At 67.9% G+C, this 18,507-nt stretch carries 19 protein-coding genes; 15 read left to right on the plus strand and 4 right to left on the minus strand.

What is annotated here, in order from left to right:
- Positions 1–768: 768 nt before the first annotated feature.
- Together ACIQJ5_RS06365 and ACIQJ5_RS06370 are read right to left on the minus strand one after the other, a co-directional pair.
- Complete coding sequence (locus ACIQJ5_RS06365; RefSeq protein ID WP_402842095.1) at positions 769–1,938, minus strand: DUF4349 domain-containing protein; 1,170 nt, start codon at positions 1,936–1,938, stop codon at positions 769–771.
- Positions 1,938–2,492: an RNA polymerase sigma factor gene (locus tag ACIQJ5_RS06370; protein WP_231089841.1), complete on the minus strand. Its 555-nt coding sequence runs from the start codon at positions 2,490–2,492 to the stop codon at positions 1,938–1,940. Before ACIQJ5_RS06370 ends, ACIQJ5_RS06365 begins: the two co-directional genes overlap by 1 nt.
- A gap of 243 nt (positions 2,493–2,735) precedes the next feature.
- On the opposite strand from ACIQJ5_RS06370, the gene ACIQJ5_RS06375 reads away from it, so the two are divergent.
- The 5 genes from ACIQJ5_RS06375 (at position 2,736) to ACIQJ5_RS06395 (ending at position 7,052) form a co-directional block, all read left to right on the plus strand.
- The gene (locus ACIQJ5_RS06375) at positions 2,736–3,779 is read left to right on the plus strand and encodes a TerC family protein (RefSeq protein ID WP_231089842.1); all 1,044 of its coding nucleotides are present in this window, start codon (positions 2,736–2,738) and stop codon (positions 3,777–3,779) included.
- Between the two features lie 79 nt (positions 3,780–3,858).
- On the plus strand, positions 3,859–4,695 hold the full coding sequence (locus ACIQJ5_RS06380) for an ABC transporter ATP-binding protein (protein WP_231089843.1): 837 nt from the start codon (positions 3,859–3,861) through the stop codon (positions 4,693–4,695).
- A complete protein-coding gene (locus ACIQJ5_RS06385; RefSeq protein ID WP_231089844.1) occupies positions 4,692–5,366 on the plus strand; it encodes an ABC transporter permease in 675 nt (224 codons plus the stop codon). Before ACIQJ5_RS06380 ends, ACIQJ5_RS06385 begins: the two co-directional genes overlap by 4 nt.
- Positions 5,363–6,073, plus strand: a complete 711-nt coding sequence (locus tag ACIQJ5_RS06390; protein WP_269142871.1) for an ABC transporter permease — start codon at positions 5,363–5,365, stop codon at positions 6,071–6,073. Before ACIQJ5_RS06385 ends, ACIQJ5_RS06390 begins: the two co-directional genes overlap by 4 nt.
- Before the next feature lie 55 nt (positions 6,074–6,128).
- Complete coding sequence (locus ACIQJ5_RS06395; protein ID WP_402842100.1) at positions 6,129–7,052, plus strand: ABC transporter substrate-binding protein; 924 nt, start codon at positions 6,129–6,131, stop codon at positions 7,050–7,052.
- Positions 7,053–7,201: 149 nt separating this feature from the next.
- Here ACIQJ5_RS06395 and ACIQJ5_RS06400 read toward each other — a convergent pair whose 3' ends face one another.
- Positions 7,202–8,479: a PLP-dependent transferase gene (locus ACIQJ5_RS06400; protein WP_402842103.1), complete on the minus strand. Its 1,278-nt coding sequence runs from the start codon at positions 8,477–8,479 to the stop codon at positions 7,202–7,204.
- A gap of 302 nt (positions 8,480–8,781) precedes the next feature.
- Between ACIQJ5_RS06400 and leuC the strand changes: the two genes are divergently transcribed.
- The 10 genes from leuC to ACIQJ5_RS06450 all read left to right on the plus strand — a co-directional run bounded on the left by leuC (position 8,782) and on the right by ACIQJ5_RS06450 (position 17,720).
- On the plus strand, positions 8,782–10,224 hold the full coding sequence (gene leuC / locus ACIQJ5_RS06405; RefSeq protein ID WP_231089848.1) for a 3-isopropylmalate dehydratase large subunit: 1,443 nt from the start codon (positions 8,782–8,784) through the stop codon (positions 10,222–10,224).
- Position 10,225: 1 nt separating this feature from the next.
- The gene (leuD, locus tag ACIQJ5_RS06410) at positions 10,226–10,837 is read left to right on the plus strand and encodes a 3-isopropylmalate dehydratase small subunit (protein WP_231089849.1); all 612 of its coding nucleotides are present in this window, start codon (positions 10,226–10,228) and stop codon (positions 10,835–10,837) included.
- A gap of 9 nt (positions 10,838–10,846) precedes the next feature.
- Entirely contained in the window at positions 10,847–12,217 is a 1,371-nt protein-coding gene (murA, locus tag ACIQJ5_RS06415; RefSeq protein ID WP_231089850.1) for a UDP-N-acetylglucosamine 1-carboxyvinyltransferase, read from the plus strand.
- A 4-nt stretch (positions 12,218–12,221) separates the two neighbouring features.
- Entirely contained in the window at positions 12,222–12,971 is a 750-nt protein-coding gene (locus tag ACIQJ5_RS06420; RefSeq protein WP_231089851.1) for a 1-acyl-sn-glycerol-3-phosphate acyltransferase, read from the plus strand.
- Positions 12,961–14,091, plus strand: coding sequence for an NAD(P)H-dependent glycerol-3-phosphate dehydrogenase (locus ACIQJ5_RS06425; RefSeq protein WP_231089852.1), 1,131 nt, complete (start codon positions 12,961–12,963; stop codon positions 14,089–14,091). The genes ACIQJ5_RS06420 and ACIQJ5_RS06425 overlap by 11 nt, the downstream gene beginning before the upstream one ends.
- Entirely contained in the window at positions 13,997–15,082 is a 1,086-nt protein-coding gene (locus ACIQJ5_RS06430; protein WP_231089853.1) for a D-alanine--D-alanine ligase family protein, read from the plus strand. Before ACIQJ5_RS06425 ends, ACIQJ5_RS06430 begins: the two co-directional genes overlap by 95 nt.
- A gap of 95 nt (positions 15,083–15,177) precedes the next feature.
- A complete protein-coding gene (locus ACIQJ5_RS06435; RefSeq protein WP_402842112.1) occupies positions 15,178–15,456 on the plus strand; it encodes a DUF4190 domain-containing protein in 279 nt (92 codons plus the stop codon).
- A gap of 38 nt (positions 15,457–15,494) precedes the next feature.
- Positions 15,495–16,076 carry a hypothetical protein gene (locus tag ACIQJ5_RS06440; RefSeq protein ID WP_402842115.1) on the plus strand — a complete coding sequence of 194 codons (582 nt, stop codon included), beginning with the start codon at positions 15,495–15,497 and terminating at the stop codon, positions 16,074–16,076.
- A 46-nt stretch (positions 16,077–16,122) separates the two neighbouring features.
- Positions 16,123–16,833 carry a response regulator transcription factor gene (locus tag ACIQJ5_RS06445; protein ID WP_231089856.1) on the plus strand — a complete coding sequence of 237 codons (711 nt, stop codon included), beginning with the start codon at positions 16,123–16,125 and terminating at the stop codon, positions 16,831–16,833.
- Entirely contained in the window at positions 16,830–17,720 is an 891-nt protein-coding gene (locus tag ACIQJ5_RS06450; protein WP_402842118.1) for a sensor histidine kinase, read from the plus strand. Before ACIQJ5_RS06445 ends, ACIQJ5_RS06450 begins: the two co-directional genes overlap by 4 nt.
- Positions 17,721–17,998: 278 nt before the next feature.
- Here the strand turns inward: ACIQJ5_RS06450 and ACIQJ5_RS06455 are convergent, their stop codons facing one another.
- Positions 17,999–18,499: a DUF3515 family protein gene (locus ACIQJ5_RS06455; protein WP_402842121.1), complete on the minus strand. Its 501-nt coding sequence runs from the start codon at positions 18,497–18,499 to the stop codon at positions 17,999–18,001.
- Positions 18,500–18,507: the final 8 nt, after the last annotated feature.

Consider the following 18,507-nt stretch of genomic DNA (forward strand, 5'->3'; position numbering starts at 1 on the left):
TCGTAACTAGTGGTTCAAGGGGCTGGCGGTGTGACCGACAACCCCTGACCTGTCTGATTCGGGACTCGACATGCCCCCAACTCTACATGCCTTCAATGGTGAGCGGTCTGGACAGATGCTTCTTGAATCAGCACGGTGTCATTGCGCGCGGGGGCCAGAACAACGTCCCTGGACATCACATCTAGGACTGGGACTGGCTCTAGTCTGGCTAGTTGTAGTCGAGCTTCGTCACCGGTGCACCGCGCGATATCGTCGCCGACGTTGCAGCCGGGCTGGTCACCCGCTGCCGCTGTTTCTCGTGACACTCGCCAGGCGCTCGGAGACACGAGGAATACCCGCCTCCGTGGGGGCGTAAACGTGGCAACATCCTGGCAACAAACGCTGGCGACGAGACCTTCTGCGTCGCACTCCACGCACGCGGAACCCCTGTAAACACAGGCCAAAACGGGGTTGACTACGCCGTTCCGGGGAAGCCGATTCCCCTCTCACGGCGGTAACGCGGGTTCGAATCCCGCTGGGGTCACCGAGTGACGAAGCCCCCGGACAAACGTCCGGGGGCATCGTCGTTTTCCTGGTTATGCACGGCCCGGGTGGGCTCCGGACGGAAGATCCAGAATGCTCCCGACATCGAGTCCGGCGGTGCGTTTTCCCGCTCCCACCCCGGGTGAGAGCTCCCACCCCCGTCCTCGGCCGGCGGAACCCGGCCGGCGACAGACGTGATCCCGGCCGCCAGGAGGCGAACCGGGATCACCGGAGTGGTGATTGTCGTCAGCCCTTCAGCGCCTCGTCGAGGGCCGCGTCGTCGGCTTCCGCCTCTGCCTCACCGCTGGCCTCTCGTCGGGCACGGCGCCGGTTCTGCACCGCACGGATGATCGGCAGGACGATGAGCAGGACCACTCCGATCACCACGAGCCACGGAACCGCGAACCCGAGGGCGATCAACAGCGCGTTGCCTGCCGCGATGAGACCGTTCCAGCCGCTCCAGAAACCGTCCCCGAAGCCGGCGGGATCCGCCGCCACGGACGTGGACTTCAGGCTCAGGTTCACGGAGAGAGTGGACATCGCGACCTGATCCTGCAGGCTCGCGAGCTGCTGCTGCAGCGACTCGAGCTCCGCCTGACGCTCCGCCAGTGCGCTCTCCGCCGCGACCAGATCGGCGACCGATCCCGAGGCCTTCATCAGATCCTGTAGCCGTGCAACCGAGGTGGACAGCGAGTCCACGCGTGCTTGCAGATCCACGGACTGCGCCGTGACATCGGTGCGGTTGACCGATTGCGAGACGACAGTACCGAGATCGGCGAGATCCGCGATGGCTGCATCGATATCGGACTCCGGAATGCGCAGCGAGATGTATCCGTAGTCCACCCGCACGTCGGCCGCCAGGGGCTCGGTCATTCCGCCACCGCTGCCCACGCTCTGGGAGGCCACATAGCCGTCGTGATTCTGGGCGAAGATCGTGAGCTGCGCGGTGGCTGCGGTGATGTCCTCGACCTGCAGGCCCACGTCCGCCGTGGTGATGATCTGAGGTTCGACGGGAGTGACGGCGGCGTTCGCGCCCCCTGCGGCACTGGCGTCGCTGCGCAGCGAGGACGCCTCCGGCGCGCCCTCGAACGCCTTGCCCGCGTCGACCGCGGCGAGGTCCGGGACGGCGTTTCCGGCCGGCTCGCTCCACGCGGACGAGCCCGCCGAACTGTCCTGCGCCACCGTCGAGGCGATCAGTTGAGGACCGACGACAGCGCCGGCGGCGACAACCGCGACGGTGGCCGCGGCGGTCGTCCATCCTGCCGTCAGCCGACGGCGATGGCGACGTGCGGCGGCGGCGCGCTCCTTCTGCGTCTGCGTCGCGATGCGGGCGAAGACGGCGTCCTCCATCCGGTCGATGGTGGATGCGTCGAGCTCGGGAAGTTCGGGCTTCGCGAGCGGCGGTGTGGCCTTCATCAGCTCTCCGATTCGGTCAGGGTGGTCCGCAGGCGGGTGCGAATGCGGGAGAGACGGTTTCGGACGACGCCATGGCCGACCGACAGCGAGTCGGCCGCAGCCTGGTAGCCGTAGCCCTCGACGACGCAGAGGCGGAAGATCGCACGGTCGATCTCGCTCATCGAGGCGATCTCCTCGGTGATGCGCTCCGCCAGGTCGGCGCCGATCACCTGGTCCTCCACGTCCACGGTGTCGGGCACCGCCTCGTCGATCAGCTCGGAGCGGTTCGCGAGGTCCCGCCGACGGGAGCGGAGGCGGTTCGCGGACTGGAAGCGGCAGATGGTCGCCAGCCACGGCAGCAGGGACGAACCCTGCAGTTCCAGGCCGGCGAGCTTCCGCCACGCCACCACGAACGTCTCCTGGGTGACGTCTTCCGCGTCAGCCGCGTTGGACAGCAGCCCGTAGGCGATCCAGTAGACCGGCCTGACGTACTGCCGGTACAGCCGCTGAAAGGCGTGTTCGCTGCCTCCCGCGGCCGCAGCCACGAGGTCGGCATCGTCGAGTACTGCCTCCACGCGCCCTCCTTCTGTTGTCTCTCACCTGACAGTGTGCCGGTGGCAGATATCGTCTCAGACTCCGCTGTCCCGATCCGTGCACTGCGTCGCGGCGGCACGCGGATCACACGCTAGAATCGACGAAGCGAGGGGGAGTATCCCGTAAACGCGCCATCGTCATCACGAGCTCCGGCTCCGGTTGCGCACCGCTCATCGAGCGGGGGAGAGACTTTCGGTCATTTCGTCAACCTCCGAAAGGCCTCCGTGATCTCCACGACCTTCCTTCCCCTGCAGAATGTTCTGCTCGAACTGCCGCCGCTCTTCGAGATCGGATCACTCGTCGTCCTGGTGCTGATCCTCGTGGCGGATCTCCTGCTGGTCCTCAAGCGCCCGCACATCCCCTCGACGAAGGAGTCGACCCTGTGGGTCGTCTTCTATGTGACCTTGGCGCTGATCTTCGCGGTGCTGATCTGGATCTTCGCCGACGGCGAGCACGCGGGTCAGTTCATCGCCGGCTGGCTCACCGAGTACAGCCTCTCGATCGACAACCTCTTCGTCTTCGTGCTCATCATGACGCAGTTCAAGGTGCCGCGCCGCTATCAGCAGGAGGTGCTGATGGTGGGCATCATCATCGCGCTGATCCTGCGCGCAGCCTTCATCCTGCTCGGCTCCGCCGTGATCGAGCGCTGGTCGTGGATCTTCTACATCTTCGGCGCCTTCCTCCTCTACACGGCCATCAAGCAGGCGCTGGAGAACTCCTCCGACGACGAGGAGGAAAAGGAGAGCTTCGTGGTGCGCCTCGTGCGCCGGGTCATCCCCGTCACCGACGAGTTCGACGGTGCGAAGATCACCACCCGCATCGACGGCCGTCGGTACTTCACGCCGATGATCATCGTCTTCATCGCGATCGGCGTGACGGACCTGCTGTTCGCGATCGACTCCATCCCCGCGATCTTCGGTATCACCACGAGCCCGTTCATCGTCTTCACGGCCAACCTGTTCGCGCTCATGGGCCTGCGCCAGCTCTACTTCCTGCTGGGCGATCTCCTCGAGCGCCTGCGTTACCTGCACTACGGCATCGCGGCCATCCTGGCGTTCATCGGCGTGAAGCTCGTCTTCCACGCGATGCACGAGAACACGGTTCCGTTCCTCAATGGCGGACAGCCCTTCGAATGGGCGCCGGAGATCAGCACGTGGACGTCGCTCATCGTGATCGTCGCATCGATGGCCATCGCCACGATCGCCAGCCTGATCGCGTCGGGCCGTGAGCGTCGTGTCGCGGCGCGTAACGTCGAATCGCTGGACTGACCCGCGGTTCTTTCGCACCAGGGCACTCGCCGCGGCGAGTGCCCTGGTGCGTGTCGGTGGTCCGTGATTGGCTTTAGCGGTGATCGAATACCGCGCAGTCCACAAGGAGTATCCCGACGGCACCGTGGCAGTCGTCGACTTCTCTCTGGTGATCCCGGCACGTCGCACCACCGTCTTCGTGGGCTCGTCCGGGTGCGGCAAGACCACTCTGCTGCGCATGATCAACCGGATGGTGGATCCTGAATCGGGCACCATCCTCATCGACGGCGAGGACGTCCGGCAGACCGATCCGGTGCGCCTGCGCCGCAGCATCGGGTACGTCATGCAGAACGGCGGGCTGATGCCGCACCTCACCGTGCGAGACAACGTGGCCACCGTGCCGATCCTGAACGGGACGTCCCGCGCGCAGGCGCGGCTTCGGGCGGGCGAGCTGCTGGAACTGGTCGGGCTCGACCCGGATCTCGGTTCCCGTTACCCGGCCCAGCTCTCCGGAGGGCAGCAGCAGCGCGTCGGGGTGGCGCGCGCCCTGGCCTCGGATCCCAACATCCTGCTGATGGACGAGCCGTTCGCCGCCGTCGACCCGATCGTGCGCGCCGACCTGCAACGCGAGACCATGCGCCTGCAGCAGGAACTGGACAAGACCGTGGTGTTCGTCACTCATGACATCGACGAGGCGTTCCTCCTGGGTGACCAGGTCGTGATCCTGCGTCAGGGCGCCGACGTGGCACAGCTGGGGTCGCCGAGCGAGATCATCGAGGCGCCCGCCGATGACTTCGTCCGTCAGTTCGTCGGCCTCGACGGCGGACGCCGGAGCCTGCGCGCCAAACACACCCCCGACGGCACCGTGCTGGTGGATGAAGCGGGACGCGCTCACGCCCGCCTCATCGATGACGAGGCGGGCCGGGTGACACCATGACATGGGTTCTCGACAATCTCGGTCTCATCTGGTCTCTCACGCTCAAGCACGTTGCCCAGTGTGCGCCACCGATCATCCTGGGCTTCCTGCTCGCCCTTCCCGTTGGCTGGGTGGCGCACCGGTACACGCGAATCCGCGGCGTCGTGCTCAGCGTGGTCGGCGTCCTCTACGCGATCCCGTCCTTCGGGCTCTTCGCCGTTCTCGCCAGCCTGTTCGGGATCGAGTACCTGTCGCCCACCAACCTGGTGGTCGCGCTGACCATCTACGCCGTCGCGCTCATGACACGGTCGGTGGCCGACGCGTTCGACTCGGTCGACGATGACGCGCGCCAGGCGGCCACGGCCATCGGCTATAGCCGCGTTCGCCGCTTCTTCACCGTCGAGCTGCCACTGGCCGGCCCGGTCCTCCTCGCCGGGCTCCGCGTCGCCACGGTCTCCACCGTTGCCCTTGCCACCGTGGGGATCCTGATCGGCGTGGAGAATCTCGGGTATCTGTTCACCAACGGATCCCAGCGCCGCATCATCGCCGAAGTACTCGCCGGCGTGGTGGCGGTGGGGGTGATGGCCTGGGTGTTCGACCTCCTCCTCGTCGCCCTCGGCCGCCTCCTGCTGCCGTGGAACAGGCCCGCGCCACGGACGGCGCGTACCCGGCGGGTGGTGGCAGCGGCATGAACCTGTTCCTGGAGGCCTTCGCCTGGATCTTCTCGCCGGATCGCCTGGACGGCGGGGCGCTGTCGCTGCCCGCCAACATCGGGCTGCACCTCTGGTACACGCTGGTGAGCGTGGTGATCGCCGCGATCATCGCCGTCCCGCTGGGCTGGTGGATCGGCCATACCGGGCGTGGACGCAATGTCGCCGTCGTCATCTCGGGGATGGCGCGGGCGATCCCGTCCCTCGGACTGGTGATCCTGCTCGTCATGCTGATGGGTGTCGCACTGAAGGGGCCCGCCGCCATCGTCGCCTTCGTTGTTCTCGCGATACCGTCGATCCTGGCGGGCGCGTACTCCGGAATCGACGCGATCGACCGTCGCACCCTCGATGCGGCACGCGCCGTGGGAATGAACACCTGGCAGGTGCTGTTCCGAGTCGAAGTGCCCCTCAGCCTTCCCCTGTTGATCGGCGGCCTGCGCGCCGCTGCACTGCAGGTCGTCGCCACGGTCGCCATCGCCGCCTACGTGGGTCTCGGGGGCGTGGGCTTCTTCATCCTGCAGGGAATCCAGACCCGCCGGTTCGATCAGATCCTGGGTGCGTCCATCGTCGTGGTCGTGCTCGCCCTTGCCATCGACGCGCTGCTGGCCCTGCTGCAGCGTGTCGTCACCCCCGCGGGTGTTCGCATCCGCCTGACCCAGGCACGCGCCGCAGCCGTGGCCACCGCCTGACGCACGTCCCGTCCACCAGTAGTTTCGAGAAATCGTCCAACAGATCGGAGCGATCATGAACCTCACACGACGATTCGCCCTCGCCGCCCTCACCGCGGCAGCTCTCGCCCTCGCGGGCTGCGCCTCCTCAGACCCGCTCGGCGGGTCATCGTCCACGGCGGGAAGCGACCCCTCGGGTTCTGCCGCACCGTCCGGCGCGATCGTGGTCGGCTCGCAGGCCTACTATTCGAACGAGATCATCGCGGAGATCTACGCGCAGGCGCTGGAAGGCGCAGGCAATACCGTGGAGCGCAAGTTCAACATCGGCCAGCGCGACGCCTACATGCCGGCTCTGGAAAGCGGAGAGGTGACACTCTTCCCCGAGTACACCGGAAACCTGCTCCAGTGGCTCGACAAGGACACGACGGCCACCGGTGACGACGACGTGTATGCCGCTCTCCAGGCCGCCATGCCGGATTCGCTGACCGTGCTGGATCAGGCGCCGGCCACCGACCAGGACTCCTACACGGTGACGGCCGCGTTCGCTGCTGAGCACGGGCTCAGCAGCATCGAGGATCTCGCGAAGGTGCCGAACCTCACCCTCGGCGGCCCGCCGGAGCTGCAGGAGCGTCCTTACGGCCCGACCGGTCTCAAGTCGATCTACGGTGTGGACGTCACGTTCTCGCCGACCGCCGACACCACGGTCGACGAGCTCGTCGCCGGCGGTATCCAGGTGGGCAACGTCTACACCGCCGACCCGCGGATCGCGACCGACGACCTCGTGGTGCTGAAGGACACGAAGAACATCTTCCTCGCGTCTCATGTCGTTCCCGTCGTGAACAAGGACGTGGCTGACAAGGTCGCCGACACCATCAACGCCGTGAGCGCGAAGCTGACGGCGGACGCTCTGCGCGAGCTGAACAAGGAGAGCACGGTGGACCAGAAGTCCGCTCCGGACATCGCGAAGGCGTGGCTCACCGACCAGGGTCTCGCTGGCTGAGTTCGCGTGTGGGCTCAACGGCAGCACGGTGGACCTGATGTCTGCGGTCTGTCGTCGTCCCGGCATGGCTCGCCGCTGACGCCATGACCGATAACGAACCGCCCCGGTGCCTGGCACCGGGGCGGTTCGTGTTCTCTCGGTGCGAGAGGTCAGAGGCCGGCGAGCGCCTGCTCGAGGTCGGCGATGATGTCCCCGACCTCCTCGAGCCCGATCGAGAGGCGGAGGGTACCGTCGAACACGCCCACGGCCGCGCGTTCCTCGGCGGTGCTGTGCACGTGGCTGGTGGTCGCGGGGTGAAGCACGAGGGTCCGGACATCTCCGAGGTGGGTCATGTGCGTGATCACTCCGACGGAGTTGACGACGTGCTCTGCCGCTGAGCGACCGCCGTGCAGCGTGATCGTGAACACGGAACCGGCGCCACGGGGGAGGATGCGCTGTCCGAGTTCGTAGTCGGGGTGGGAGGGAAGGCCCACGTAGTCGACGCGCTCCACGGCGGGGTGGGCGTCGAGCCATGCGGCCACTTCTGCCGCCGCCGCACTGTGGGCGCGGACGCGCACCGAGAGCGTCTCGGCGCCCTGGCCGATGAGGAACGCGTTGAGGGGGGAGATCGTGGGGCCGAGTCGAGACGAGACGACCTCGCGGGCATACGTGATCCGGGCGCTGCCGCCGGCGCGCTCCGCGATGCTCGGCGCGCCATGACGGCCCGCGGCGACGAGGTGCGGGGAGCGTGCACCGTCGCGTGCGGCGTCGAAGTGCCCGCCATCGACCACCACGCCGCCGAGCACCGAGCCCTGTCCGGAGAGGAACTTGCTCGCGGAGTGGATCACGAGGTCGGCGCCTTCTTCCAGCGGCCGCGACAGGTACGGGGTGGAGAAGGTGCTGTCCACGATGAGAGCGATGCCGTATTCGCGGGCGACCGAGGAGACCAGTGGGACATCGAGCAGGAGGTTCGCCGCGTTGGAGATGCTCTCGCCGATGAACGCCACCGTGTTGGGCTGCACGGCATCGCGCCAGGTCTGTGCGTCACGGATGTCGGAGACGAACGTGGTGGAGATTCCGAGGCGGGCCAGGAAGTCGAGGAACAGGCCGCGCGATCCCTCGTAGATGTGATCCGAACAGACCACGTGATCGCCGGCGCCGGCCACCGAGAGCACCGCGGTGGACATCGCCGCCTGTCCGGAGGAGACCAGCAGCGCCTGGGTGCCCCCGTCGAGAGCGGCGAGCTTGCGTTCCACCGCGTCGATGGTCGGGTTGCCGATGCGCGTGTATCCGAACCCCGCGCCCGTGGAGAAGTGGTGCTCGGCCTGCGCGAAGGAGTCGAAGGGGAAGCCGGCGGTGAGATGGATCGGTACGGCGCGCGGCGTGGCCGTGGCGACGTCGGATCCGGCGTGTACCTGGCGGGTCGAGAACCCGTGCTGATCGCTCACTGGCGCTCCTTCTCATCGATCGTGTCTCATCGCACGCACGCCCAGGATTCCAGGTGGGACGCGCAAACCGATCATCGTGTGACAGCGCGTGACAGGAAGTGACGGCCAGACGTCATCTGGGCAGCCCGGTTCTGCGTTACGCACGGAGCACGGGCGCGGTCCGTGGTGCTTCACGGCGGTGGTAGCCTCAAAAGATGCGCGCGGGACTGCTTCTCCTTCTCCGCCGCGACGAGCCCTCGTTCTAGGCCTGCTCGTCGCGGAGCCGTTTCGTTGGGCCATCCGCCGATTCTGGAGAGACTGCAATGACCACCACTGACACCGCCCGTCCGCGGACCCTGGCCGAGAAGGTCTGGGACAACCACCTCGTCGTCGAGGGGGAGGGCGACGAGCCGGACCTCATCTACATCGACCTGCATCTGGTGCACGAGGTGACGAGCCCGCAGGCCTTCGACGGCCTCCGCTCGGAGGGCCGCCCGTTGCGCCGGCTGGATCTCACGATCGCGACCGAGGATCACAACACCCCGACGCTGGACATCGACAAGCCGATCGCCGACCTCACCAGCCGCACGCAGATCGAGACGCTGCGCCGCAACGCGGCCGAGTTCGGCGTTCGCATCCACTCGCTCGGAGACGCGGAGCAGGGCATCGTGCACGTCGTCGGCCCGCAGCTGGGCCTGACCATGCCCGGCATCACGGTGGTGTGCGGAGATTCCCACACCTCGACCCACGGTGCATTCGGCGCCATGGCCTTCGGCATCGGCACCAGCGAGGTCGAGCACGTCATGGCGACGCAGACGCTGCCGCTCAAGCCGTTCAAGACCATGGCGATCAACGTGGACGGCGCGCTGAAGCCGGGGGTCACCGCCAAGGACATCATCCTCGCCGTGATCGCCAAGATCGGCACCGGCGGCGGCCAGGGCTACGTGCTGGAATACCGTGGCTCCGCGATTCGCTCCCTCTCCATGGAGGGACGCATGACGATCTGCAACATGTCCATCGAGGCCGGTGCCCGCGCCGGCATGGTGGCACCCGATGAGACGACGTTCGCGTACCTCGAAGGGCGCCCGCACGCCCCGAAGGGCCAGGACTGGGAGGACGCGGTCGCATACTGGCGCACGCTCCCCACGGATGAGGGCGCGACCTTCGACGCGGAGGTCTTCATCGACGCCGACACGCTCGAGCCTTTCGTCACCTGGGGCACCAACCCCGGTCAGGGCGTATCGCTGTCCGATGTGGTGCCCTCGCCGGAGGACTACACCGACCCGAACGAGCGCGCCGCCGCCGAGCGCGCGCTGGAGTACATGGACCTGGTCCCGGGCACGAAGCTGAAGGACGTCCCCGTGGACGCCGTGTTCATGGGCTCCTGCACCAACAGCCGCATCGAGGATCTGCGCGCGTTCGCCTCCATCATCCAGGGGCAGAAGAAGGCGGACGGCGTCCGCGTCATGGTGGTTCCCGGGTCCGCGCGGGTGCGCCTGGAGGCCGAGGCCGAGGGCATCGACAAGATCGTGACAGACTTCGGCGCCGAGTGGCGATTCGCGGGCTGCTCGATGTGCCTGGGGATGAACCCGGATCAGCTGGCACCGGGGGAGCGCTGTGCGTCGACCTCGAACCGCAACTTCGAGGGCCGTCAGGGCAAGGGCGGTCGCACCCACCTGGTGTCGCCGCTCGTCGCCGCAGCCACCGCGATCCGCGGCACGCTGTCCAGCCCGAGCGATCTGCAGACCGCAGGAGAGGTGGCCTGACATGGAGAAGTTCACGACCCACACCGGTATCGCCGCGCCTCTGAAGCGCTCGAACGTCGACACCGACCAGATCATCCCCGCGGTCTATCTGAAGCGCGTCACCAAGACCGGCTTCGAGGACGCGCTGTTCGCCGGCTGGCGCCAGGACCCCGATTTCGTCCTCAACCAGCCCGAGTTCCAGGGCGCATCGGTGCTGGTGGCAGGTCCGGACTTCGGCACCGGATCCAGCCGTGAACACGCCGTCTGGGCCCTGCGGGACTTCGGCTTCCGTGTCGTGCTTTCGCCGCGTTTCGCCGACATCTTCCGCGGCAACTCCGGCAAGCAGGGACTGCTCACCGGCATCATCTCCGAGGCTGACCTGGAACGGCTGTGGGCGGCCATCGACGCGGAGCCGGGTGTGTCCATCACCGTCGACCTGCCGGCGCGCACAGCGACACTGGGCGAGCTCACGGTTCCGTTCGAGATCGACGACTACACTGGTTGGCGGCTCTTGGAGGGGCTGGACGACATCGGTCTGACCCTCCGGAACGAAGACAAGATCGCCGCCTACGAGGCGCGTCGCGAATCCTGGAAGCCGCGCACCCTACCGGTGCAGACGTCCACTGCAGAGTAAGGCCACCGCATGAGCATCACCCTGAACGACATCACCGGCACCGGCGGAATCGCACCAGGGGCGGGGGAGATCCTGTCCATCCGCGGCGGTCGTCCGCTGTCCGGTCGCGTGTCCGTGAAGGGCGCCAAGAACCTGGTCACCAAGGCGATGGTGGCGGCACTGCTCGGCAACACCGCCAGCACCCTGCGCGACGTTCCCGACATCAGCGACGTGGCCGTGGTGCGCTCGCTGCTCGAGGTGCACGGCGTGCGCGTCGTCGAGGGCGACGAGCCCGGCTCGCTGCTCATGGACCCGCGCGATGTCGAGTCGGCGCACATGGAGGAGATCGACGCCTACGCCGGATCCTCTCGCATCCCGATCCTGTTCTGCGGTCCGCTGCTGCACCGCCTGGGCGAGGCCTTCATCCCCGACCTCGGCGGCTGCCGCATCGGCGACCGCCCGATCGACTTCCACCTGGACGCCCTCCGCAAGTTCGGTGCCGTGGTGGAGAAGCTGCCCAGCGGCATCCGCCTCTCCGCACCGAACGGTCTCCACGGCGCGAACATCCACCTGCCGTACCCGAGCGTGGGCGCCACCGAGCAGGTGCTGCTGACGGCGGTCCGTGCCGATGGACAGACCGAGCTGAAGAACGCGGCCATCGAGCCGGAGATCATGGACCTGATCGCCGTGCTGCAGAAGATGGGCGCGATCATCTCCTACGAGCCCAACCGCGTCATCCTCATCGAGGGGGTCGCGGAGCTCAAGGGCTACGATCACCGTGCGATCTTCGACCGCAATGAGGCCGCGAGCTGGGCGGCCGCCGCGCTCGCGACCGACGGTGAGATCTATGTCGAGGGCGCCCGCCAGCAGGAGATGCTCACGTTCCTCAACGTGGTTCGCCGTATGAACGGCGACTTCGATGTGCACGAGGACGGCATCGTCTTCCGCCGCGGCGCCGGCGCGATGCGCGGCGTGACGGTCGAGACCGACGTCCACCCCGGCTTCATGACCGACTGGCAGCAGCCGTTGATCGTGGCGCTCACGCAGGCCGAGGGACAGTCGATCGTGCACGAGACCGTGTACGAGAACCGCTTCGGCTTCACCGATGCACTGGTGAAGATGGGCGCCGACATCGTGGTGCACCCGCATGGTCTGCAGAACGGCCCGCGCCGCGTGCCGCGTCGTCAGCTGGAGCAGGCGGCGGTCATCAACGGTCCGACCCACCTCACCGGTGCCGACATCGTGGTGCCCGACCTGCGCGGCGGCTACAGCCACGTCATCGCGGCGCTCACCGCGACGGGCGAGTCCACGGTCCGTAACATCGGCATCATCCGCCGCGGATACGAGAAGCTCCTGCCGAAGCTGTCCGGCCTCGGCGCGGACTTCGACGTCATCGGCTGATCGCGTGCGCGCCACTGCGGAGAAGTCGCGTCCCAGCTGGTTCTGGCCGCTGGGGGCGATCGTCGTCCCGTTCATGAGCCTCCTCGCGAAGATCCGCTTCGTGCATCCGGAGAAGCTCCCTCGCGAGGGCGCGTACGTCATGGTCGCCAACCACTACTCCGAGATCGATCCGCTGATCGTGGCGGTGGGGGTCTGGCGTCTCGGGCGTGCACCGCGCTTCATGGCGAAGGAATCCCTCTTCCGGGTTCCCGTGCTCGGTTCCGCACTGCGCGCGACCGGCATGGTGCCAGTAGCACGCCGATCGACCTCCGCATCCGCGAAGGAGACCCTCAAGGCCTCGAACGACATCGTCGAACACGGTCGCGGTGTCATCGTCTACCCGGAAGGGACGCTGACTCGCGACCCCGATCTCTGGCCGATGCGTGGGAAGACCGGTGCCGTCCGCCTGGCTCTCGAAGCCGGGCTCCCGGTGATCCCGGCCGTGCAGTGGGGTGCGCAGGAGATCATGCCGCGCTACGGCAAGCTGCGGTTGTTCCCGTGGCGCAAGCCCGTGACCATGGCATTCGGCGACCCGATCGACCTCAGCGACTACGCCGGGCGCGAGCACTCGCAATCCGCCCTGACCGAGGCCACCACCCTGGTGATGGACCGGCTCGCCGAGATGCTCGGCGAACTGCGCGGTGAGCAGCCGCCCGCCGAGCGGTGGAATCCCGCACAGCACGACCAGAAGGAGACCGGCCGCTATGACGCCTAGACCCTCCGCACGCGCATCTCGCGTGGCAGTGGTCGGTGCGGGCAGCTGGGGAACGACCTTCGGCAAGGTGCTCGCCGACGCGGGCTCCGAGGTGGTGATGTGGGCGCGTCGGCCGGAGCAGGCCGAGGAGATCTCCCGCGCCAAGCGCAACAGCAAGTACCTTCCCGGTATCAACCTGCCGCGCACCATGACCGCCAGCTCTGAGCTGTCCACGGCCGTGGACGGCGTAGAAGCCGTCTTCCTCTCGGTGCCCAGCCAGTCCGCCCGACAGAACCTGAAGGCTCTGCGTCCGCTGATCGGCAATCTCGACGTCCCGATCGTCAGCTTGATGAAGGGCGTCGAGAAGCAGTCGGGCATGCGGATGAGTCAGGTCATCGCCCAGGAGCTGCAGTGCGACCCGGACCGGATCGCCGTGGCGAGCGGTCCGAACCTCGCCCTGGAGATCGCGCGCGAACAGCCCACTGCCGCCGTCGTGGCCTCCTCCTCGCTGGAGACGGCGGAGGCCGTCGCCCGGCTGGCGTCCAACCGGTATTTCCGGACGTTCACGAACACCGACGTCATCGGCACAGAGTTCGGCGGCGTGCTGAAGAACCTGATCGCCGTGGCCATCGGCATCGTCGACGGCGTGGGCTATGGCGAGAACACCAAGGCGTCGATCATCACGCGCGGTCTCGTCGAGATGACGGATTTTGCCGTGGCATACGGCGCACAGGCCGGCACGCTGCAGGGCCTGGCAGGGCTCGGAGATCTCATCGCCACCTGCCAGTCTCCGCTGAGCCGGAACAACACGGCCGGACGTCTGCTCGGGCAGGGGTACGGCTTCCAGGATGTCGTCACGCAGATGCAGCAGACCGCCGAGGGGCTCGCGTCCGTCGGTCCGGTGCTGCAGCTGGCGGCCGAGGTCGGCGTGGAGATGCCGATCGTGCAACAGGTCAAGATGGTGCTGGATGGCACGATGCACCCCCGGGACATCGCCCCTCACCTGACCACCGACGACGACACCCCGCAGGGGGAGAGGACGGACAATGGGCAAGCAGCGGGTGGTGGTGCTCTTCGGCGGGCGCTCCAGCGAGCATTCGATCAGTTCCGCCACGGCGGGCGGGGTTCTGCACGCGATTGACCGCGATCGGTTCGATGTGATTCCGGTCGGGATCACGCGAGACGGCGCTTTCGTGCTCGAGGAGGACCGCCCGGAGAAGTTCGCGATGGTCGCGGACGCCATGCCCGAGGTGCGCGACAACGGCACACGTGTGCTGTGGCCCGAGGCCGGCGGCGAGCGTGTGCTGCACGTCCGCCGGACGGACGGATCGGTGTCGGAGCCGATGCCGATCGATGTCGTCCTGCCGATCCTGCACGGGCCGCACGGCGAGGACGGCACCATGCAGGGCTTCCTCGACATTCTCGGCCTGCCGTATGCGGGATGCGGCGTGCTGGATTCGGCTGTCTGCATGGACAAGCACTTCATGAAGGTCGTGCTGCAGGCGGCGGGCATCCCGGTCTCGCCGGGATTCACGGTGACCTCCGCAGACTGGGCCTCCTCGCCTGAGCACGTCCGCACGTCGGCCGCTCAGTATCCGCTGCCGTGGTTCGTGAAGCCGGCGCGCGCGGGCTCCAGCGTGGGCGTCTCCAAGGTGCACACGGCCGACGAGCTCGACGCCGCGCTTCGGGTGGCCTTCGATGAGGACGACAAGGTGCTCATCGAACAGGGCATGGCCGGGCGTGAGATCGAGGTCGCCGTCCTGAAGGGGATGCCCGGCGAGTCCTCGCGCGCCTCGCTTCCGGGGGAGATCGTCCTCACCCGCGACTTCTACGACTTCGAGGGCAAGTACCTCGGCGGCGAGGGCGTGGATCTGGTGTGCCCGGCCGAGCTGGACGACGCAACCACCGCCCAGCTGCGTGAGCTGGCGGTTCGCGCCTTCGATGCGGTCGACGGACAGGGCCTTGCACGCGTGGACTTCTTCGTGACGGCTGACGGCCCGATCGTGAACGAGCTCAACACCATGCCGGGCTTCACACCCATCTCGATGTTCCCGCAGTGCTGGATCGCCACGGGACTCAGCTACACCGACCTGCTCACCTACCTGGTCGACAACGCACTCGCTCGCGCCTGAGCCTGCCGACGTCGGCGCAGTGCTGTCGCAGATCTGCGACAGCACTGCGACGGCCCCGCCACCATGTGCGGCGGGGCCGTTTCTAGTCTGTGGGTATGAACCAGCCGATGACCCAGATCCGCCCCGTTCCCGCTGCCGCGCCGGCACCCGTGAACTCCCTGGCGGTGGTCGCCTTCGTCCTCTCGCTGCTCGGCTTCTCGCTCATCCCGGTCATCCTCGGGCACATCGCGCTCGGACAGATCCGTCGGCGCGGTGAGAGCGGCACGGCCTTCGCAGTCATCGGCCTCGTGCTCGGATATCTCGAACTCATCGCGATCATCGTCCTGCTGGTCGTGCTGGCCGGCGGCATCGTCTACGCGGTGACGACGGCATGAGCGGGGCGGCAGTGGCCGGGTCGGATACGGTGAAGGACATGAGCGCGTTTCGGGGGAGGCCACTGCTGATGGTCGCCGCGGCGACGGTGATGCTGCTGGTCAGTGGCTGCAGCGCCACGATCGCACCGGACCCGAACGCCGCGGCGCCGGGGGAGGCGCCCCGCGCGGGTGAGAGCACGCCCCCGGCCACGGCGTCAGACAAGGGTTCGGCGGGCGCAGCGACGGGCGAAGACCCCGCCGGATCCGGTGCGGAGACCACCACGTCCGCAACGGGCTCGGTCACGGCTGAGGAACATCGTGCCGCACTGGCGAAGACGGTGGACCAGCAGCTCACCTGCGGCGGGGGGAGTCTGGAGATCACGGAGTTCGCGGTGCGGGTCGAGGTGACGGACGACTGCGACACCATCGTGGTGACCGGCAGCTCCGTGATGGTGCTCGCACAGAACGTGAAGACCCTCGTCGTCGACGGCTTCTCCACCGACGCCCTCGTCGCAGCGGTCGACGCCGTCCGCGTCACCAGCAACGGCAGCTCCACCACGGTTCGCTGGGAGAGCGGTACGCCGTCCGTCGAGGACGCCGGATTCGCCTCGGACCTCCGCCTCAGCGAGTTCGCTCGATGACCGGGCACCGCAACCCGGGACAGCTCGGCCGCGAGGAGGGGAGACGATGACGGAGCCCACGGTCCTGCTCGTGGACGACGAAGAGCCCATCCGCGCCACGCTCGCACCGTACCTGGAGCGCAGCGGGTTCCGGGTACGGACCGCCGCCGACGGTGAAGAGGCGCTGGCTGCGCTGGCGGCCGAGCGCACCGACATCATCGTGAGCGACGTGATCATGCCGCGACGCGACGGCCGCTCGCTGCTGCGTGAACTGCGGGGGCGCGAAGACTGGACGCCCTTCATCCTCCTGACGCGTGTGGACCAGGCATTCGAGCGATCCGCCGCTCTGGACGAGGGGGCGGACGACTACCTGGGGAAGCCGTTCGATCCGCCCGAGCTGGTCAGCCGCATCCGGGCCGTGCTGCGCAGAGCACGTCCGGGGGAGCGGTCGCTCGCCTCCGCCCAGGTGCTGCGTGCGGGCGAGCTGGAATTCGATCGCACCGCGCGCCGGGTCCGGTTGCGGGGCCGCGACGTCGTCCTCACGCCGCGCGCCACCACGCTGCTGGAGTACCTGATGAGCCATCCGGACGAACTGCACACGCGGGATCGGCTCCTGGCGACGCTCTGGGGCTACGAGTTCGCCGTGACCACACGGGCCATCGACCATCGCATCGCGGAGATCCGCCGTGTTCTGGGCGATGATCCGCAGGAGCCGCGCTACATCGAGACGGTTCAGGCATCGGGATACCGGTTCGTCGGGGCGGTGAGCGGATCATGACGCATCGGCCGTCACGCGCACGGCTGTGGTGGGCACTGCTTCCCCTGGGAATCGGGGTGCTCGCGGCCCTCGTGCTCATCGCGACACGCACGAATGCGGTCCTCGTGCTGTCGCTGCCGTTTGCAACGCTCGCCCTCGCGCTGTCGGTGGTGGCGTCGATCGTCTGGGCGGCCGCGGTCATGGCCCGCGGCGCGCGGAAGGCGATCGTGGCACGGGCGGTATCCGAGGCGGAGGCGGCCTCGAGAGCCGAACGAGCACGATTTCTCCGTCGCCTCGATCACGAGGTGAAGAACCCCGTCACGGCGATCCGCACCGGACTCGCCACCGGGGATGCGGCGGCTCTCACCGTCGCTCGCGTGCAGTCGGAACGCCTCAGCTCCCTGGTCGCCGACCTGGCGAAGCTCGCCGAGCTGGAGACCCGCCCCCTGGAGCGGGAGAGCGTGGACCTGGAGGCGCTGGCTCGTGATGCGGTGGAGGCCGTGGCGGGTCGTCATCCCCAGCGCAGCTATCGTGTCGAGTTCGCTCGCGTCCCGTGGCCGGTGCCCGCGGTGTCGGGTGACCCCGATCTGCTGGCCGTCGCGGTCTACAACCTCGTCGGCAACGCCGCGAAGTACTCCGATCCCGGTGCCACGGTCGAGGTGCGTGGTACCGAGCACGACGGGATCGTCACGGTGGAGGTGGCCGACACCGGGTGGGGCATCCCCGCGGAGGAGGTCGATGGCGTCTGGGACGATCTGGCGCGCGGCTCCAACGCCCGGGCTGTGGAGGGGACGGGCCTCGGGCTCGCGGTGGTGCGGGTGATCGCGCGACGGCACGGTGGAGACGTGTCCTTGCGATCCCAGCAGGGTCAGGGGACTCGGGTGGTGCTCACCGTTCCGGTGCGGTGAGTCGGGTTCGGTGCGGTGAGTCGGGTTCGGTGCGGTGAGTCGGGTTCGGTGGGGTGAGTCGGGTTCGGTGGGGTGAGTCGGGTTCGGTGGGGTGAGTCGGGTTCGGTGCGGTGAGTCGGGTTCGGTGCGGTGAGTCGGGTTCGGTGGGGTGAGTCGGGTTCGGTGCGGTGAGTCGGGTTCGGCGCGGTGAGTCGGGTTCCGGCGTCGGCGCGGTGCTGGGCGGCGATGTGCCCCGGCAAGGAATGTCGCGGTCGCGTCCCGGGTGGCGTTCCCGGAGGTCAGCTCGTCGGGCGCTCGGTGCAGGTGGCGAGCACGCGGGAGCCGAGCATCGGCTTCGCGAACCGGTCCAGCACCTCCGTGGGAGAGAGCCCGTCCGTGCGGGACGAGATGAATAGCTGCACCGCGGGCTGGCGGCCGAACGTTGTGACTCGGTAGTGGTTTTCGTCTGTGGAATCCACGAGCCAGTCGATTCCGGCGATCGTCTGGCACGGGGTGGTCGACGCCATCGGGACCTCGACGCCGCAGGCCATCAGGATCTCCGCCTTCGAGCCCCAGGCCGCCGTCGACTGCGCGTCGGTCCACACGCGCGGCAGGCCGGCGATCGTGTCGTACGAGCCGGTCTTGTTCAGCTGCGCCATCATCGCCGCGCACTGGGGATCATCGGCGTTCGGGGCCGCCTGCATGGAGATCGTCTGCGAGCATCCCGTCAGTGAGAGCACGAGGGCTGCGGATGCGAGGGACGCGCCGACGAGGGCGCCGATACGACGGAGGAGACTCACCCCTCCAG

Source organism: Microbacterium sp. GXS0129 (assembly GCF_044769785.1).
Lineage (GTDB): Bacteria > Actinomycetota > Actinomycetes > Actinomycetales > Microbacteriaceae > Microbacterium > Microbacterium nymphoidis.

Excerpts from the sequence above, each read along its gene's own strand:
- ACIQJ5_RS06445 (WP_231089856.1), top strand. The coding sequence starts at position 16,123 with ATGACGGAGCCCACGGTCCTGCTCGTGGACGACGAAGAGCCCATCCGC.
- murA (WP_231089850.1), top strand. The coding sequence starts at position 10,847 with ATGAGCATCACCCTGAACGACATCACCGGCACCGGCGGAATCGCACCA.
- ACIQJ5_RS06390 (WP_269142871.1), top strand. The coding sequence starts at position 5,363 with ATGAACCTGTTCCTGGAGGCCTTCGCCTGGATCTTCTCGCCGGATCGC.
- ACIQJ5_RS06440 (WP_402842115.1), top strand. The coding sequence starts at position 15,495 with ATGAGCGCGTTTCGGGGGAGGCCACTGCTGATGGTCGCCGCGGCGACG.
- ACIQJ5_RS06425 (WP_231089852.1), top strand. The coding sequence starts at position 12,961 with ATGACGCCTAGACCCTCCGCACGCGCATCTCGCGTGGCAGTGGTCGGT.
- ACIQJ5_RS06435 (WP_402842112.1), top strand. The coding sequence starts at position 15,178 with ATGAACCAGCCGATGACCCAGATCCGCCCCGTTCCCGCTGCCGCGCCG.
- ACIQJ5_RS06365 (WP_402842095.1), bottom strand. The coding sequence starts at position 1,938 with ATGAAGGCCACACCGCCGCTCGCGAAGCCCGAACTTCCCGAGCTCGAC.
- leuD (WP_231089849.1), top strand. The coding sequence starts at position 10,226 with ATGGAGAAGTTCACGACCCACACCGGTATCGCCGCGCCTCTGAAGCGC.
- ACIQJ5_RS06450 (WP_402842118.1), top strand. The coding sequence starts at position 16,830 with ATGACGCATCGGCCGTCACGCGCACGGCTGTGGTGGGCACTGCTTCCC.
- ACIQJ5_RS06395 (WP_402842100.1), top strand. The coding sequence starts at position 6,129 with ATGAACCTCACACGACGATTCGCCCTCGCCGCCCTCACCGCGGCAGCT.
- leuC (WP_231089848.1), top strand. The coding sequence starts at position 8,782 with ATGACCACCACTGACACCGCCCGTCCGCGGACCCTGGCCGAGAAGGTC.
- ACIQJ5_RS06385 (WP_231089844.1), top strand. The coding sequence starts at position 4,692 with ATGACATGGGTTCTCGACAATCTCGGTCTCATCTGGTCTCTCACGCTC.
- ACIQJ5_RS06430 (WP_231089853.1), top strand. The coding sequence starts at position 13,997 with ATGGGCAAGCAGCGGGTGGTGGTGCTCTTCGGCGGGCGCTCCAGCGAG.